The sequence below is a fragment of the Mesorhizobium sp. WSM4906 genome (assembly GCF_029674625.1).
In the GTDB taxonomy this organism is placed as follows: Bacteria; Pseudomonadota; Alphaproteobacteria; order Rhizobiales; family Rhizobiaceae; genus Mesorhizobium.
This window is the reverse complement of record NZ_CP121355.1, coordinates 1,312,503-1,327,963: the sequence shown is the minus strand read 5'-3', so window position 1 is coordinate 1,327,963 and position 15,461 is coordinate 1,312,503. Positions and strand designations below refer to the sequence as shown.

General features: G+C 57.9%; 15 protein-coding genes and 3 pseudogenes. 2 read left to right on the top strand and 16 right to left on the bottom strand.

Annotation, left to right across the window (positions count from 1 at the left end):
- Window positions 1–653: 653 nt before the first annotated feature.
- A complete protein-coding gene (locus QAZ22_RS06295) occupies window positions 654–1,370 on the bottom strand; it encodes an SPASM domain-containing protein (protein WP_224571099.1) in 717 nt (238 codons plus the stop codon).
- Window positions 1,371–2,089: 719 nt separating this feature from the next.
- Between QAZ22_RS06295 and QAZ22_RS06290 the strand changes: the two are divergent.
- Window positions 2,090–2,325, top strand: a pseudogene (locus QAZ22_RS06290) (transposase); the annotation flags it as partial.
- A gap of 16 nt (window positions 2,326–2,341) precedes the next feature.
- On the opposite strand, the gene QAZ22_RS06285 reads toward QAZ22_RS06290, so the two are convergent.
- Together QAZ22_RS06285 and QAZ22_RS06280 are read right to left on the bottom strand one after the other, a co-directional pair.
- Entirely contained in the window at window positions 2,342–3,088 is a 747-nt protein-coding gene (locus tag QAZ22_RS06285) for a LuxR family transcriptional regulator (RefSeq protein ID WP_063169365.1), read from the bottom strand.
- A 354-nt stretch (window positions 3,089–3,442) separates the two neighbouring features.
- Window positions 3,443–3,745 (bottom strand): hypothetical protein, encoded by a 303-nt coding sequence (locus tag QAZ22_RS06280; protein WP_127262113.1) that lies wholly within the window; start codon window positions 3,743–3,745, stop codon window positions 3,443–3,445.
- On the opposite strand from QAZ22_RS06280, the gene QAZ22_RS06275 reads away from it, so the two are divergent.
- The gene (locus QAZ22_RS06275) at window positions 3,725–5,527 is read left to right on the top strand and encodes an ABC transporter ATP-binding protein (RefSeq protein ID WP_063169366.1); all 1,803 of its coding nucleotides are present in this window, start codon (window positions 3,725–3,727) and stop codon (window positions 5,525–5,527) included. The two genes, QAZ22_RS06280 and QAZ22_RS06275, sit on opposite strands and share 21 nt — an antisense overlap.
- A gap of 597 nt (window positions 5,528–6,124) precedes the next feature.
- Here the strand turns inward: QAZ22_RS06275 and QAZ22_RS06270 are convergent.
- The 13 genes and pseudogenes from QAZ22_RS06270 to QAZ22_RS06210 form a co-directional block, all read right to left on the bottom strand.
- Window positions 6,125–6,331 carry an exopolysaccharide production repressor protein gene (locus tag QAZ22_RS06270; protein ID WP_082826584.1) on the bottom strand — a complete coding sequence of 69 codons (207 nt, stop codon included), beginning with the start codon at window positions 6,329–6,331 and terminating at the stop codon, window positions 6,125–6,127.
- Window positions 6,328–6,645: a ferredoxin III, nif-specific gene (gene fdxB / locus QAZ22_RS06265; RefSeq protein WP_174800308.1), complete on the bottom strand. Its 318-nt coding sequence runs from the start codon at window positions 6,643–6,645 to the stop codon at window positions 6,328–6,330. Before fdxB (QAZ22_RS06265) ends, QAZ22_RS06270 begins: the two co-directional genes overlap by 4 nt.
- On the bottom strand, window positions 6,642–6,845 hold the full coding sequence (locus QAZ22_RS06260) for a CCE_0567 family metalloprotein (protein ID WP_063169367.1): 204 nt from the start codon (window positions 6,843–6,845) through the stop codon (window positions 6,642–6,644). The genes fdxB (QAZ22_RS06265) and QAZ22_RS06260 overlap by 4 nt, the downstream gene beginning before the upstream one ends.
- Before the next feature lie 46 nt (window positions 6,846–6,891).
- Window positions 6,892–7,328 (bottom strand): annotated as a pseudogene (locus tag QAZ22_RS06255) (DUF269 domain-containing protein).
- Window positions 7,329–7,652: 324 nt separating this feature from the next.
- Window positions 7,653–8,810 carry a TlpA disulfide reductase family protein gene (locus QAZ22_RS06250; protein ID WP_063170386.1) on the bottom strand — a complete coding sequence of 386 codons (1,158 nt, stop codon included), beginning with the start codon at window positions 8,808–8,810 and terminating at the stop codon, window positions 7,653–7,655.
- A 599-nt stretch (window positions 8,811–9,409) separates the two neighbouring features.
- Window positions 9,410–10,423, bottom strand: coding sequence for a 1-aminocyclopropane-1-carboxylate deaminase (locus tag QAZ22_RS06245; RefSeq protein WP_024505903.1), 1,014 nt, complete (start codon window positions 10,421–10,423; stop codon window positions 9,410–9,412).
- Between the two features lie 236 nt (window positions 10,424–10,659).
- Entirely contained in the window at window positions 10,660–10,851 is a 192-nt protein-coding gene (locus tag QAZ22_RS06240; protein WP_127230899.1) for an exopolysaccharide production repressor protein, read from the bottom strand.
- 79 nt (window positions 10,852–10,930) lie between these two features.
- Window positions 10,931–11,246 (bottom strand): annotated as a pseudogene (fdxB, locus tag QAZ22_RS06235) (ferredoxin III, nif-specific).
- A complete protein-coding gene (locus tag QAZ22_RS06230; RefSeq protein ID WP_224571204.1) occupies window positions 11,243–11,401 on the bottom strand; it encodes a CCE_0567 family metalloprotein in 159 nt (52 codons plus the stop codon). Before QAZ22_RS06230 ends, fdxB (QAZ22_RS06235) begins: the two are co-directional and overlap by 4 nt.
- Before the next feature lie 90 nt (window positions 11,402–11,491).
- The gene (locus QAZ22_RS06225; protein WP_224571203.1) at window positions 11,492–11,935 is read right to left on the bottom strand and encodes a DUF269 domain-containing protein; all 444 of its coding nucleotides are present in this window, start codon (window positions 11,933–11,935) and stop codon (window positions 11,492–11,494) included.
- Between the two features lie 320 nt (window positions 11,936–12,255).
- Window positions 12,256–13,419: a TlpA disulfide reductase family protein gene (locus tag QAZ22_RS06220; protein ID WP_245438181.1), complete on the bottom strand. Its 1,164-nt coding sequence runs from the start codon at window positions 13,417–13,419 to the stop codon at window positions 12,256–12,258.
- A gap of 254 nt (window positions 13,420–13,673) precedes the next feature.
- Complete coding sequence (locus tag QAZ22_RS06215; protein ID WP_126080606.1) at window positions 13,674–14,054, bottom strand: hypothetical protein; 381 nt, start codon at window positions 14,052–14,054, stop codon at window positions 13,674–13,676.
- Between the two features lie 10 nt (window positions 14,055–14,064).
- Window positions 14,065–15,363 carry a SidA/IucD/PvdA family monooxygenase gene (locus QAZ22_RS06210; RefSeq protein ID WP_063169368.1) on the bottom strand — a complete coding sequence of 433 codons (1,299 nt, stop codon included), beginning with the start codon at window positions 15,361–15,363 and terminating at the stop codon, window positions 14,065–14,067.
- Window positions 15,364–15,461: the final 98 nt, after the last annotated feature.

Genomic DNA, 15,461 nt, shown 5'->3' with positions numbered 1-15,461 from the left:
TTCGCGGCGGTCATCAATATTCGCCGTTCAACCTCGGGCTGCGGACACCAACCTGATTCAAGAAACTATTTGATGACCGATGACACAGCGAAAGCCACGCTCTCTTTGAGAAGAATGCGGATTCCGATCTCTTGCGCGATGACTGGCCCGAGCCGCCGGATCAAGAGGGCGGGGCCGCCGTGGACCCCCTTGACGGAAAGCCCGTTCGTAGGCCAGGCGGAAGCAACCGGGAGACGCGCTGGCGAAGGGCCGCATCGGTTTCGAGAACGTCCACTACCGCGACGGCAACCATCCCCGGCCGCAGCTGGGCTGCTGCCTTCAGGCGAGTCGAAAAGGAGATCGTCCGGGAGGGTGAAGGCGTTGACGAGGTGAGCCGTGAGTAAGCAATCAAGCTCTGATCGGGATCGACTAACACTGTTTCCATCCGACCGATGGTTGACCTGTGATCGGCGTTACCTCAAGCTAGGCAGGCCGACAAGCTCGGTTGGAAGGCGAAGACCTTTCGATGAGCTCGTCTCCGAAATGCTCGAGGCCCACTGCCGCGCCTACAGGAACATACTGGCGTAACGTGAAAACACGATGGCGTCGCGGGCAGGTGCATCTGTCGTGGGGCCATCCGCACTGCCAGGCACGCCCTCTCGGCCGGCATGCACTCAGGTCCGGTCGTTTGGGTCGGCGAATTCACACATCCTGCAAAGCAGAAAACCATCTGCTCCATTCATGCGGTCGACGATTTCGCGAAAAACTGGCTTTTCAAACAGAGCGGAGTAACCCTCATATAGAAGGTTGCCCAATACGTGACGCCGTTCAAAATCCATAGAGCACAGGGTAACGTCGCCGTTTGGAAGAAGAACATTCCGATACTGTCGTGCGTCCACGCAGGTTAGGGCTCCGACCACTGGCTGACGTGGTGCAACGATCTTAGGGTCGACGCTTCCACCCCTACTGCTCACCGGCCGCGCTTTTATCAGGGCTTCGGTAGGAATAATGTCGGCTATATCTGGGTGGGGCTCGCCCAAGGCCACGAATCGGATCAAGGGGATGTCCGCGTCGACGAGTTGACGAACCAGATCGCGATACTTGTCTCCGACCAGGCGGCTGTTCATGTAGGTGCCGTCATCGAAAACATGGACCACGAATACGCCCAAGCGCAAGGCTTGCAATCGCTGCAGGTCCTGCCCGTTCATTCCCACCAGCGTCGTAAAAATCCTGATGCCATGGCCTTTGGCGAAGGCGTGCTCCACCATTTCGGTACAGTCCGGATTGAGCCAAGGTTCGGAGTATCCCGCAAAACCAATGTCGACGGAAGTCGGTACGCGGGCCAGACACCGCTTGAAATCTTCAAGATCCAGATGACTCGCATGAGACACTTTTCTTTGCCGGACCGCGAACTTGTCCTGGGGACAATATGAACATCCTACGACGCATCCCGTGGTCGTCGTTATCTCCAAAACCCTGCCGGCTGTGTTTGCTGAGCGAAGTTCCGGTAAAATCACTGGTGATTACTCCCATCTACTTCCTGCGAAGCGCCACGATGGTGTGCGTGTGCCTTTGGCTTTCTGATACCGCCTGCTGATCTACCGAGGCAACGCAGACATCTACCCTTTTTGGCAGCCTAAGCCGCCCGGTTCACCGATTTGCCGGGCCGACCCTTCACAAACTTCCAGCGCGTCGGACCAGAGACAGCATTGCATCTTTCGAGGCATCACTCGCTCCGGAGATGTAGCCTCAACCGTTGGTCGCTGGCCCGTCGCCGAGATGCGCGCGCAGCACCCTCGAACCCGCCGGAGAGAAGCTTTCTGGATGCCGTCGATCATCCTTCATCGAGCGAGTTCCGTGTTCTCATGCGGGTCAGCCCTCACACTATATTGCCGCACATCGACCAGCAAAGGCCGAGCTAGTGCGCCTGGCGCGCAGTTACTGCGAGATAGGCTTCGAAAAGCCCGACAGGGCTAAGACGCTCCGCTGTATTGAACCCGAAATGTTTTCTGACAGCTGTCAGATTTTGGACACACATCACTCATCGTCAGTCGCTTAATACGGATGGTAATTTCTTCCAGGAATCGGTGACATTGAACACCACCCTGTCATGACCGCCCAATCTCAGCGAAGCGAACTCAGCATCGCCACCAGGACCAAGCCTGAAGATAAATCCGCCGTAGCAGCGTCAACGACATTTTGCTTTCGAAGCCGGATGGATTGCACGAGGTGATTCGCGCCGTGATGCAGGAGGTGCTCGAGGCCGAGATGGACGAGGCGCTGGGTGCTTCGAAGAGCGAGCGCACGCCGGAGCGTCTCGGCTATCACGCGCGCTACTACGGGCGGAGAACTAGCTGCGCACCTACGGCGGTTGGATAATCCCAAGGTTCAAAGCTTTTACAACAGCTACCGTTCTGCTGGTCGCATCCAACTTCCGCATTACATTTTTTAAATGGAAATCTATCGTATTTCGTGATCTGCCTAAAATAGTTCCTATTTCCCAAGATGATTTTCCTTGTGACACCAAATCAATGCACTCTATTTCTCTCGGAGACAGGTTATGAGCTCGTTCCGACGCAGTCGTAGTGTCGAACTTCGTAACCATCCGATGAAACCGCAGCGCGGCCATTTGCAGGTAGGTGATCGCTCTATTCTGCAATTCGCAGTCCGAGGATTGAGCAAAACTCACAAACCTAAAGCTGCCACCAGGGCCATGTAATGGGACGGTAACGCCTGACCTCAAGCCGAATGTTGCTGCTTCGTCCAAGACGCGGCGTCCATCTTCAGTTATGTTTTCATCAGTATACACCTCGCTCCATCGAAAGGGTCCCGCCTCCTTTCGACCTTTCTTGATGAGGGGGTCTATTTTGGCATAGCCCATTCTCGAGTAGCGCTCCTGCCATTCAGCAGGATAATTCCACATCACCACAGAACCCTCCCGGTTCGGCTTGAAAGCCCTCTCTGATGCGAGCGGCCCATAGGCAATCCACGGGCAATCGAAATTCAGCGCAAACGCAGACAACAGTTCGAACAACTGTTCGGATTGAGCGACATCATCAGTCATCTTGAGGAATAGGTCTAACTCCACCGCAATCCGCCGGAGTTCCATGATGTCTCCTTCATTGCGTTCTCATTGGTGCACAGTTTGCTCCAACCCAGCCTCGCAACATCCGAAGTCAACGGGACTCGAGCCGGAGTTCCTTCCGCCACCTGGAGTACCCTCAAGAGTCGTGCCAGCTTGCGAGCGAAGCTTCTCCTTCAGGTCGTCAATCGACGGGGGAGGTACCCAGGAGGCGAACCGACAGCACTGTGTCGGGGAGCGCACAATCCGACAGTCGAGCATTCGATTGACGGAATATGGGCAGGAAAGTATTCGCGGCGCGCTTTTGAAATCAGCACCTAAGTGCCGGGCCTGAGAAAGCTGCATTGCAACTGTACTTATTTGATCGAGGCAAGAACAAGCTCAAAATTCAATCGATACATCGACCTTCTTTTCCAATCTCCCGAGTTGAGCAGCCGTAGCAATCGTATCGACTGGATGGCGGCTGACTTTCTCCAGGCTCGGTAACCTGCTGAATTTGTCCTTCGGATGTTCCCGCTCAGTTGGCACGACTTTTGAACTCACCGTCGTGAGGCGGCAAGAGCTGCCCGCCAAAATTGATGCTGTTATGGGGGAGGTCGAAATTCCAGTTTTGTCTTTTATCGTCTTTGGGACCGAGCGTGTTGATGCGCCCGCTTGGAAACTATGAGACGTTTCCCCGTCCATGGGCGCGGCGCCACTTGTCGCGACGTTTTCGCCTTCACTGTTCGCCTCTGGAACAGGCAGCCGGCCCGGCTCGCGATCATCATGACCGCGATGCTCGCCTCCACGCTGGCTGACGTGTTGATGCCGCTCTATTCTGGCCGACTCATCGACGCTGTTTCTCGTGCTGCTAATGCGGCAGCACCAGCTTCGGATTCAGCTGTTGCAGCATTCTCTGTACCGATTGCATTGGCACTCGGTGGCATTGCCATGCGCCACGTCGCCTTCATTGGCCTGAGCGACCTGGTGTTGAAAATGATTTCCGACGTCGCGACCGAAGCGTTCCATCATGTGCAGCGCTTTTCGACAGACTGGCATGCAAACAGCTTCGCCGGCTCGACAGTGCGCAAGATAACGCGCGGCATGTGGGCGCTCGACCTCCTCAACAGCACGATACTCGTCACGCTGCTCCCGTCGTTTGTCATCTTGATCGGCTCGACGGTGCTGCTCGGCTGGCACTGGCCGGTCATGGGCGTGATCTTTGCTTGCGGCTCTCTCGTCTACCTTGCGTTTTCGATTTCGCTGTCGCTCGGCTATGTCGCGCCAGCGGCGAGCCTTGCCAACCGATGGGACACAAGGCTCAGCGGCGCGCTTGCGGACGCGGTCAGTTGCAACGCTGTGGTCAAGGGCTTCGGCGCAGAGGTTCGCGAAGACGAGCGGCTTGCAAATATCATGACGAAATGGCGGCACCGCGCGCGCCGGAGCTGGGTGCGCGGAACGATCATCGGCTCAACCCAAGGCGTAACTTTGGTTGCGCTCAGGGTGGCGGTGGTCGGATATGCCCTGCTTCTGTGGTCGCATGGACAGGCAACGCCGGGCGAGATAGCATATGTTCTCACGTCCTTCATCGTCCTGCAGGGCTATCTGCGTGATGCCGGCATGCATGTCCGCAACGTGCAGCACTCGGTTAATGATATGGAAGAACTGGTGGCCATCCACAATCAGCAGGTGGATGTTGCCGATCGTCCAGAGGCCAAGCCGATCCGGATCACGAACGGCCGTATCGATTTCGAGAACGTCCACTTCCGCTACGCCAACCATCCCCTGCCGCTCTATAGCGAATGTTCGCTGTCGATTGAAGCTGGCGAAAGGGTTGGGTTGGTTGGACCCTCCGGTTCCGGCAAGACAACATTCGTGAAGCTGATCCAGAGACTCTACGACCTGAGCGGCGGCCGGATCCTGATAGACGGTCAGGACGTCTCGGAGGTGACCCAAGAGTCCCTTCGTTCGCAGATCGCGATCGTGCAGCAGGAGCCGATCCTGTTTCACAGGTCGCTTGCCGAGAACATCGCCTATGGCCGGCCTGGCGCGAGCCAGGCCGAGATCGAGCAAGCGGCACGACTGGCAAGTGCCCACGAATTCATCGCGCCCCTGCCGAAGGGCTATGGGACATTGGTCGGCGAAAGGGGTTTGAAGCTCTCCGGCGGCGAGCGCCAGCGCGTGGCGATCGCGCGCGCCTTCCTCGCGAACGCGCCGATCCTTATTCTGGACGAGGCCACATCGAGCCTCGATTCGGAATCCGAGGTGCTCATTCAACAAGCGGTGGATCGGTTGATGGTGGGCCGAACCACACTCGTCATCGCACACCGGCTGTCGACGGTCCGCTCGCTCGATCGGCTGCTCGTCTTCGACCGTGGCCGCATCATGGAGGACGGCGATCATGCCGCCCTGATCAATCTCGATGGTGGCATTTACCGCCGCCTCTTCGAACGGCAGGCGTTGGAACTCGCGAAGGGCCTGGCCTGATCGCTAAACCGGCTTGCGCGATGCGCCGAGCCGTTGCCGGAGAGGGGTGTGGCAGTGACGAGCGGCGGGCGTTAGGCGGCAAAACCAGCACGGCCGGAACTGTCCGCCAAACGGGCGAGCGGGAATGCACCACGTCTAAGCTTCGGCGAATGCGCGCAGTTACACGCGGGCACCGAATTGTCGCGCCTAACGGCGCACGCACCAAAAGGGCGGGAATGTCGACGGCCCGGGAAGAGTGCGGCCCTCGCCGTTACCCACATTTCGCCAAAGGAAGCGAAGTCAACGCACATTGAGAGGGCGGTGCTTCCCGGCCGGCCGGGATCCCTGTCGCTGGCCCAACCTACCGCACGCTGGCCACGTCAACGGTTCAAAGTCCCTTCGGTTCGCAAAGTCGTCCCCTTGGAGACCCGGAAGCGCAGGAGCTCCGACCGCAGTCTTCGCTCAACTCTGGCCATCTGCTCCGGGATTGGATTCCGTTCCCTTGCTAGCACAGTGGCAGCTGAGCACGAACTCGCCGGCCCCGTGTCTTTCGATTACGGCCAACGGGCTTAGGAAGAGATTGGATTCGCCGGCCCTCTGCGGAGCGAATGAACAGTTCTACAGATCATCGACGTCCGCGAAAAAGAGCACGCAGCCGAAATAGCAGGCCTGAAGCAGCAGCGAACAGGCCAGCGTCGTGACGACTGCCACACGGATCGAATCCAAAGCGAAGTAAACCATCGACGCATTGCTGCACAGGACCAGCCCCACGAGCCGACAAAAAGATGAAGTGCAACGCCGTTCTCCTGGTTTTCGCCAGATCATGTTGCGAGCTCGTCGGCCGCAACATGCGTCTGGCAGTTCTTGGGGCAGACGCGGCCGCAGGCTCCGCAGCCTATGCAGCGGCCGGCATCATCGACAACCATGATCATGCGATTGAGCTTGCCGTCGAAATCGTCGTCCTCGTCATCGCAGGGGCCGAGGATTTCACCCGCATCATCAACGCCGTGAAGATGCATGACATCGCGCGAGCAGACCTTGAAACAACGGCAGCAGCCGATGCAGGTCTTGCTATCGATGGAGGTCAGGTACGACGGCATCCAAATGGAGCCGTCACGGGTGGTGAATGTGCGCATCATCCTAAATTCTTCATTGAAGCGAGTTCTCTCTTGGCAACATCCAACTCGGCATAAACGGCTTGGGTTTTCTCGGCGACTTCCTGTATGTCGGCCCACTTGCCCGGCAGACCCTCGACAAGGTCCTGCAATGCCATCTTGGCAATAGCTGCACGCAACTGGAGCTTTCGGACTTTCTTCCTCATCTTATCTAGGTCTGACATAGATCCTTCCTGGAACAATGGTTTTGTTGATGCGCTCCATCTCGGGCTAGGCTTCAATGGCTGCAGTCGCATCGTCGACCAGTTTCGTACCGGCCTCAGCAAGTTTGCGGAAAGTCTCGAAGCCGAACCGGTGGACGTCTCGACAGAACGCCCAACCGCTGGAAGCCCGCAGGGGCTTCATTCCAATTATTGGCGACGTCGACACGCCGGAGCGCTCCTCGATCGCAAGCGCTACGGCGGTGTAAACATGTCGAGCCTCCACAGCGCGTCAGGATCGGGATCGCCGCCAAAGGGTACCGCACGTTGCTGTTGCTTGGTGATGATGAACTCGGCCAGCAGCTCGGCATCCGAATGGCCTTCCCATAAGCCGAAGGAATCCTGAGTACGAATGAGCCGCAGGAGGCATTTGACGAACGGGGAAGCAAGGGCCTCGTCGTCATTGTTGACAGCAGGGCCAACCGGAGGAATTTCGTTGTTCGTCATTTCAGTCTTCGTCTTCGAGGTACGATTTCCTTTTCCTGCGATGCCCACTCCGGGTCCGCTTGCGTGGCCGACGAATGGCTTGGGCGGGCCAACCCCAAGAGTGCCCCGTGGCCGACCTCGACATGTCCACGAGTGCGAGACCTGCGGCGCGAATTCGCGGCGCACATCGTCTGCGCCGCGATCCGACCGGTGGTCAACGCAATTGAAATCCAACCTTCCGCAAGCCGCCGCCCTGCTGCATCGACATACTTGCTGCGAAGAGAGCTTCGATGGGCGGATTGGCCAGTGTTCAATTCCAATTGTCAGTCCCTTCGCGATTCTTGCTCAGGAAGTGACTTCGTTTTGAGTTTCGGGTGCCTTCTTTTGCGGAGCCACACAAAGATCCGCGTGACAGGCAGGCTCACCCGTGTAGTTGGCCAGTGCTTCGAGCAATGGGGTAAGATAGTACTGTTTGGTGTGGTCCGGAATTGGCCCCAGCCGGTCCACCGATTTCAGTGCCACCTCGATCAACTCGATTGCGCGATCTTTGTTGCCGCTCTCGTAATAATACTGAGCTACCGGGAGGTACCGGAGGTATTTAAACGGGCCATCGCCGTTCGGGGGATTGAGTGCCAGTATCTGTTCCGAGAGCTCGTTGCCCATCGCAAAGCGCTCCGCGCGCGGAAGATGGGAATTGTCCATCGTGGGATCGAAGAGTTGGTTGAGGGCCAAGGCCATCCACGACACCGCGTCGGACGTTTTGTCGATCGCGTCCTCGACCAATTCTCGCATGACCGGCATGCCGGTCTTGATGTCGCGCAGCTTGTGAAGCAGAAGATCCGCATGAATCTGCCGGAACTCACAAGAGTCTGGCATCAAGGCGAGGCCTTCTTCGATGGCCAAGAGCGCCGCCGTCCAATCCTCGGCCTGCATCGCCGGCTCAAGTTTGGCGTATATCGGCCCGGTAAGCGACATTTCGCGCGCTGCAAGTTGGTTATGCGCGATGCGCTTTGCATCGGCGGCTTTCGCTTCATAGCTGCTGCGCCAGCTGCCGTTAAGGACTTTCGGCAAAACGTCATCGAGTTCCGCCGGGTGGCCGATAAAAGCGATGTGGCCGTCGCGGTCGACCACGAACGAGGTGGGAATCCCAATCGAAGAGCTGGGATCCATCCAGAGCTTGTTCATTTCGCCAATGTAATCGAACCCGATACGATAATTCAGATTCGGGAACTCCTCGGTCAGCCAGGCATCCACGTTGGTCCGCGCCTCGTCTGCGGTAGGACCCTGTTCGCAGGCGGCAACTCCGACCGCCTCAAATCCGCTGCCTTCATATTTCTCCTGCAGTTCGATCAAATGGGGCATGGCGTCGACACATGGTCCGCACCAAGTCGCCCAAAACTCAACGAGGTAGACCTTGCCGGGCCGAAAGTTCGTGAGGGGCTCGCCACGCAGCCAGTTCTCCACTTTGATCGCAGGAGCCGGGGACCCCATACGCAGTTCCATCTTGGTGTCCAAAGTCATTCCACACCTTTCGTCTCTTTTGTCGCGGAATATTTTCCAGTCAAAATCGGACACGGTCTCGAGGGCATCGCTCCCTCTGGCTTGCTTCAGCGAAGCTCTCACCGTGTTGCCGCACATCAAGCTGCAACGGAGGTGCCAATTCCCTCAGCTCCGGTAAGCGGCGGGAAATGCTTTGAAATTCTCCACGAGGCCAAATGCGGCCGATTGTCGTGAACCCGACATGTCTTCTGCCGCTGTCGGGTTTCGCCCTATCACTCTTGAGAGCTTGGACGGCTCGCCTGTGATTAGACTGGCCTCGGCCCTCGAGCAGTGGCAGTTTGGCGCCAGTTCGAAAGCGCGAACTCGCCGGCTTGGTCCTCGTGCCGCCACCGCCGCGTGTGGATTCTTGCCCCGGAGTCAAAATTCGCCTCGCGGTTGCCAACGGCGGCATGCGCTCAATGCGCGTGGCGTTGAGCACCGACAGCACGTAATGGTACCAATTAGTGGATGCCCGTCGCTGCCTCCACTTCTCCAGCCAAGCGCTCGAACGACGCTACCTACCCACGTTCGAGCGCGACCGCGGAATCGCAGACTGCCGAACGTCAGCCGTTGCGAAAGGTGTAGCCGTACCCGTTGATCGCCGGTGCGCCGCCTAGATGTGCGTAGAGGACCCTCGATCCCTGTGGAAAGAAGCCCCTCTGGACGAGGTCGATCATCCCTTGCATCGATTTGCCCTCGTAAACGGGGTCCGTAATCATGCCCTCGAGCCGCGCGCACAAACGGATTGCCTCTTTGGTTTCCTCCGATGGAACGCCATAACCCGGGTACGCGTAGTCCATGAACAACACCACGTCTGCCTCGACAATTTCCGCTCCGAGGTGGACGAGCTTCGCTGTATTTTGGGCGATGCCAAGCACCTGCGCCTTGGTCTTGGCGGGCATGGCGGAGGCATCGATACCGATCACGTTGCGCTGTCGACCATCCTTGGCGAACCCGACGAGCATGCCGCCGTGGGTTGAACCAGTCACCGTACAGACGACGATATAGTCGAAGGCAAACCCAAGCTGCTCTTCCTGGGCACGCACCTCCTCAGCGAACCCCACATAGCCCAGGCCGCCGTATTTGTGGACAGAGGCGCCGGCAGGTATCGCATATGGCCTGCCGCCCCTTGCCTTGACTTCATAAAGTGCCTTTTCCCAGCTGCGGCGGATGCCGATGTCAAAGCCCTCGTCAACCAGGCGCACCTCTGCCCCCATGATGCGGCTCAAGAGGATATTGCCGACCCGGTCGTAGACAGCATCATCATGTGGGACCCAGCTCTCCTGGACCAGGAGGCATTTCATGCCGATCTTGGCGGCGACCGCAGCGACCATGCGCGTATGGTTGGACTGCACGCCACCGATTGTGACGAGCGTATCGGCATCTGACGCGATCGCGTCGGGCACAATGTATTCGAGCTTGCGCAGCTTGTTTCCGCCGAACGCGAGACCGGAGTTGCAGTCCTCGCGTTTGACGTAGATTTCCACCTTGTCGCCCAGATGCTTGCCGAGGCGGTCGAGCCTCTCGATCGGCGTGGGTCCAAAGGTGAGCGGATAACGTTCGAATTTTTCCAGCATGCTATCTCCAGCAAAAAAGTACCTGAACCTGCTACGCACCGGTCAGCCCAGGGGTATGGTCGCGTGTTAGCCGAACACAGATTCCCTATACGATCAGCTCAGTCATCAGAGGGTGACCAAAATTGGTGTGGGTCTGAGCACTGATCCTGTCATCCGCGCATCAAAGCAGCAGCACATGCTGGGCATTCGACCAAGCCGGGACACAGCTGAAAATTGCATTCCGCAGTTGATCAGAGTCAGACGACTGGTACCCGAGCTTTCCTGTAACCATCGGCATGCTGGCCCCTGTGGCGAGTTCCACGAGCGCGGCTAGAGGACTGCCAGATCAGAAAGAGCACGCGGCCGAAGTAGCCGGCCTGAAGCAGCAGCGAACAGGCCAGCGTCGTGACGACTGCCACACGGAGCGAATCCAAAGCGAAGTAAACCATCGACGCATTGCTGCACAGGACCAGCCCCACGAGCCGACAAAAAGATGAAGTGCACGCCGCTCCCCTGGTTTTCGCCAGATCATGTTGCGAGCTCGTCGGCCGGAACATGCGTCTGGCAGTTCTTGGGGCAGACGCGGCCGCAGGCTCCGCAGCCTATGCAGCGGCCGGCATCATCGACAACCATGATCATGCGATTGAGCTTGCCGTCGAAATCGTCGTCCTCGTCATCGCAGGGGCGAGGATTTCACCCGCATCATCAACGCCGTGAAGATGCATGACATCGCGCGAGCAGACCTTGAAACAACGGCAGCAGCCGATGCAGATTTGCTATCGATGGAGGTCAGGTACGGCGGCATCCAAATGGAGCCGTCACGGGTGGTGAATGTGCGCATCATCCTAAATTCTTCATTGAAGCGAGTTCTCTCTTGGCAACATCCAACTCGGCATAAACGGCTTGGGTTTTCTCGGCGACTTCCTGTATGTCGGCCCACTTGCCCGGCAGACCCTCGACGAGGTCCTGCAATGCCATCTTGGCAATAGCTGCACGCAACTGGAGCTTTCAGACTTTTTTCCTCATCCTATCTAGGTCTGACATAGATCCTTCCTGGAACAATGGTTTCTTGATGCGCTCCATCTCGGGCTAGGCTTCAATGGCTGCAGTCGCATCGTCGACCAGTTTCGTACCGGCCTCAGCAAGTTTGCGGAAAGTCTCGAAGCCGAACCGGTGGACGTCTCGACAGAACGCCCAACCGCCGGAAGCCCCCACGGGTTTCATTTCTATTGTCGGCGACGTCGACACGCCGGAGCGCTCCTCGATCGCAAGCGCTACGGCGGTGTAAAACATGTCGAGCCTCCACAGCGCGTCAGGATCGGGATCGCCGCCAAAGGGTACCGCACGTTGCTGTTGCTTGGTGATGATGAACTCGGCCAGCAGCTCGGCATCCGAATGGCCTTCCCATAAGCCGAAGGAATCCTGAGTACGAATGAGCCGCAGGAGGCATTTGACGAACGGGGAAGCAAGGGCCTCGTCGTCCCCGTGGACAGCAGGGCCAACCGGTTCATGAGGAATTTCGCTTTTCCCCAATTTCAGTACTCCTCTTGAAGGACGATCTCTTTTTCTGCGATGTGTGGTTCGGGCGCTTGCGTGGGCGGGGAATGGCTTGGGCGAGCCGATCCCACGCAACAGTGTCCCGTGGCCGACCTCGAGCACGTCCACCAATGCGAGACCTTTCACCGCGGCGCGAACGCCTGCGCCGCGGTTCGACCCGAGGTAAACGCAATGGAAATTCCACCTGCCGCAAGCCGCGCACTTTTGCGGCATCGACGTTATTGCTGCGAAGTGCGCCTGGGCGGGCGGATTTGCCGGTGTTCAATTCCAATTGTCATGCCCTTCGCGATCCTTGCTCAGGAAGTGACAGCGTTTTGAGTTTCGGAAGTCTTGTTTTGCGGAGCCACACAGAGACCCGCGTGACAGGCAGGCTCACCCGTGTAGTTGGCCAGGGCTTGGAGCAACGAGGTGAGGTAGCGCTGTTTGGTTTGGTCCGGCACTGGCTCCGAATGGTCCAGCGATTTGATTGCCACCTCGATCAACTCGATCGCCCGGTCCTTGTTGCCGCTCTCGTAATAATACTGAGCGACCGGAAAGTAACACCCGAATTTAAAGTCTCCATCGCCTTGCGGAGGATTAAGTTCCAGGATCTGTTCGGAGAGCTCCTTGCCCATCGCAAAGCGATCATCATGCGGAAGATGGGAGTTGTCGATCGTGGGATGGAAGAGTTGGTTCAGCGCCATCACCACCCAAGACATCGCTTCGAACTTTTTGTTGATCGCGTCCTCGACCAATTCGCGCATAAGCGGCAAGCCGGTTTTGATGTCGCGCAGCTTGTGAAGCAGAATATCCGCATGAACCCGCCGAAAATCAAAAGAGTCTGGCATCACGGCGAGGCCTTCTTCGATGGCCAATAGTGCCGCTGCCCAATCCTCGTCCTGCATCGCCGGCCCAAGTTTGGCGTATATCGGCTGACTCAGCGACGATTCGCGCACACGCGAGATTCGCTTTGCATCGACGGCTTTCGCTTCATAGCTGCTGCGCCAGCTGCCGTTAAGGACTTTCGGCAAAACGTCATCGAGAGGTGCCGGGTGGCCGATATAAGCGATGTGGCCGTCGCGGTCGACCACGAACGAGGTGGGAATCCCGAACGAAGAGCTGGGTTCCAGCCAGAGCTTTTTCATTTCGCCAGTGCAATCGAACGCTGTCCGATAATTCAGATTCGGGAACTTCTCGGTCAGCCAGGCATCCACGTTGGTCCGCGCTTCGTCCGCGGTTGCAGCCTTTTCGCAAGCTGCGACTCCGATAATCTCAAATCCGCTGTCTTTATATTTCTCCTGCAGTTCGATCAAATGGGGCATGGCGTGGACACATGGTCGGCACCAAGTCGCCCAAAATTCAACGAGGTAGACCTTGCCGGGCCGAAGGCTCGTGAGGGGCTCGCCACGCAGCCAGTTCTCCACTTTCAGCGCAGGAGCCGGGGACCCCATACGCAGTTCCATCTTGGTGTCCAAAGTCATTCCACACCTTTCGTCTCTTTTGTCGCGGAATATTTTCCAGTCAAAATCGGACACGGTCTCGAGGGCATTGCTCCCTCTCGCTTGCTTCAGCGGAGCTCTCACCGTGTTGCCGCACATCAAGCACGGCAAAGGGCATGCCAACCCTTCTTAGCTTCGGCAAGCGCCGGTACCGCCTTGAATAAGCGAGCCCTAACACGGCCAGCTGACGTTAACCTGAATGTCGGCTTTCGACGGCTCACCTTAGCGGCTGCCGTTTAGGAAGGTGAGAGTTTGGCTGGCCCGCTGGCGATAAGACCGGCTTCGGCGTCCTGGAGTAGTCGCACTTCGGCGATGGGGTCGAAAGTGCGGGAGAGGCTCGGTACCCTTGCAGCCACCGCCGCATGTGGCCCGGCGTCATAATTCGCGTCGCGGTTGCCAACGGCGGCGTTGGGCTCGATCCACGTGGCGTTGAGCCCGACAGCACGTAAAGCTGCATCGTGATTGAATGCCCTTTGCTGTTTCACGCCAAGCAGGAGTCGCGCGACGCTACCTTGCTCAAGCGCGAGCAGAGCGATCTGACGCCGTAGGAATATTGCTCGTCCCGCTTTTGCCGCCAGAGGCGGAAATCTTTCCTGAATGCCACCGCCGATCATCAATATCGACGAATCATATCCCGCTGCCCATTTGTTCGACTCCGAGGTCGGGCCAGCACTCCGTCAAGGGACGGTTGATGAACCCTAGATGCTCGGGATTGGCGCATGGCGCGCGCCGCAGAAGGCTGTCAAGGATGCGGCGCGCTCGCCAGGCCAGCAGCCCAAAGTTCGGATCAGCCAGCCCGCGCTGTCCAAGGCAGGCGTTCTGAACGAAAAGGCGTCGGTCTCGCGGTCCGTCCCAGTACACCGAAAAATCCTCGCCGATGGCGAGCTCATTGCCGATCTGTTCGAGGCGATCTGCGATCGGTTCTAGGAAACCCGGCAGCGGTTTCTCGTACCCGGTGGCCAGGATGACGATATCGGCGGTTACTTCTCCGATGTTGTCCAAGCCGCGTTGCAGCGTGAGCCTGTGCCCTGCTCCGGCATTGATGCAGCGCGACACGTTGCAACTTGGCCGCAATGTGATCTCGCATTGGTGTGGCTCGAGAAAGGCGTGGTGGTAGAGCGCCTGATAGACCGCGCGCAACTTGCTTTCTGAAATGCCCTCGGAGGCAAGCGCGAAACGCCGCAGGAACAGCTGTCGATGCACCTCGCTCATCGCAGCAAAACGATCCGAGAAGCATGGCGTGAACAGCCCGTTTGTGAACGCGTGGTCGTCGAAAGGCATCTCGCGCGTCAAGACCCATGTGATCGCCGCGGGCCGCCGTTCTTTCGGCCGGCCGACAAGGTGCAGTAGCAGCTCGGCTCCCGACTGTCCGCCGCCAACAACGCAGACATGCTTTTTTTGCACCTCAGGATTGATGTGGGCCAACTCAGATGAGTGGAACAGGTTGGGTCCAGTCCAGCCATGAAACTGAGGCGGAATTTGCGCCTGCTTGCCTATGTCGATGACGAGGTTTCTTGCATCAAGGACCGCGTTGTCCGTCCGCACGCGAAACTCGCCGTCAAAGCGGATTTCGCGAACGGCCTCGCCGCCACGGACAAGCGGATTCTTCTGGAACGCCCAGTTGAGATATTGGGCGAACTCGGCTCTAAGCACCCCGTGAAATTGCGCATTGAGGAAATTGTAAAGACGCCCGTTCTCGTGGAGGTAGTTTACGAATGTGTAGGCTGATCGCGGATTGACCAGAGTAACCAGATCCTGGAAGTGGCCGACCTGGAGCTCCGCGCAATCGAAAGCGCTGCCTGGATGTCCTCGGAAATCGACCTCCCGGTCCAGGAACAGTGCCCCTTGCGCAATCTCTTCCTGTATCTGACACGCAAGGCTCAAATTAGATGGTCCAGCACCCACACCAATACAAAAGAGGTCCACTTATCCTTACTCCTCTAGGAGTGTTTTCCAACTCAGCGGCATGTTGACGTCGATTGCCGGGCATTGAGCAATGCGAACCTCACAGGCATGCTTGAGCC

Excerpts from the sequence above, each read along its gene's own strand:
- QAZ22_RS06275 (WP_063169366.1), top strand. The coding sequence starts at position 3,725 with ATGAGACGTTTCCCCGTCCATGGGCGCGGCGCCACTTGTCGCGACGTT.
- QAZ22_RS06220 (WP_245438181.1), bottom strand. The coding sequence starts at position 13,419 with ATGACTTTGGACACCAAGATGGAACTGCGTATGGGGTCCCCGGCTCCT.
- QAZ22_RS06285 (WP_063169365.1), bottom strand. The coding sequence starts at position 3,088 with ATGGAACTCCGGCGGATTGCGGTGGAGTTAGACCTATTCCTCAAGATG.
- QAZ22_RS06245 (WP_024505903.1), bottom strand. The coding sequence starts at position 10,423 with ATGCTGGAAAAATTCGAACGTTATCCGCTCACCTTTGGACCCACGCCG.
- QAZ22_RS06260 (WP_063169367.1), bottom strand. The coding sequence starts at position 6,845 with ATGTCAGACCTAGATAAGATGAGGAAGAAAGTCCGAAAGCTCCAGTTG.
- QAZ22_RS06280 (WP_127262113.1), bottom strand. The coding sequence starts at position 3,745 with ATGGACGGGGAAACGTCTCATAGTTTCCAAGCGGGCGCATCAACACGC.
- QAZ22_RS06270 (WP_082826584.1), bottom strand. The coding sequence starts at position 6,331 with ATGATCTGGCGAAAACCAGGAGAACGGCGTTGCACTTCATCTTTTTGT.
- QAZ22_RS06240 (WP_127230899.1), bottom strand. The coding sequence starts at position 10,851 with ATGGTTTACTTCGCTTTGGATTCGCTCCGTGTGGCAGTCGTCACGACG.
- QAZ22_RS06250 (WP_063170386.1), bottom strand. The coding sequence starts at position 8,810 with ATGGAACTGCGTATGGGGTCCCCGGCTCCTGCGATCAAAGTGGAGAAC.
- fdxB (WP_174800308.1), bottom strand. The coding sequence starts at position 6,645 with ATGATGCGCACATTCACCACCCGTGACGGCTCCATTTGGATGCCGTCG.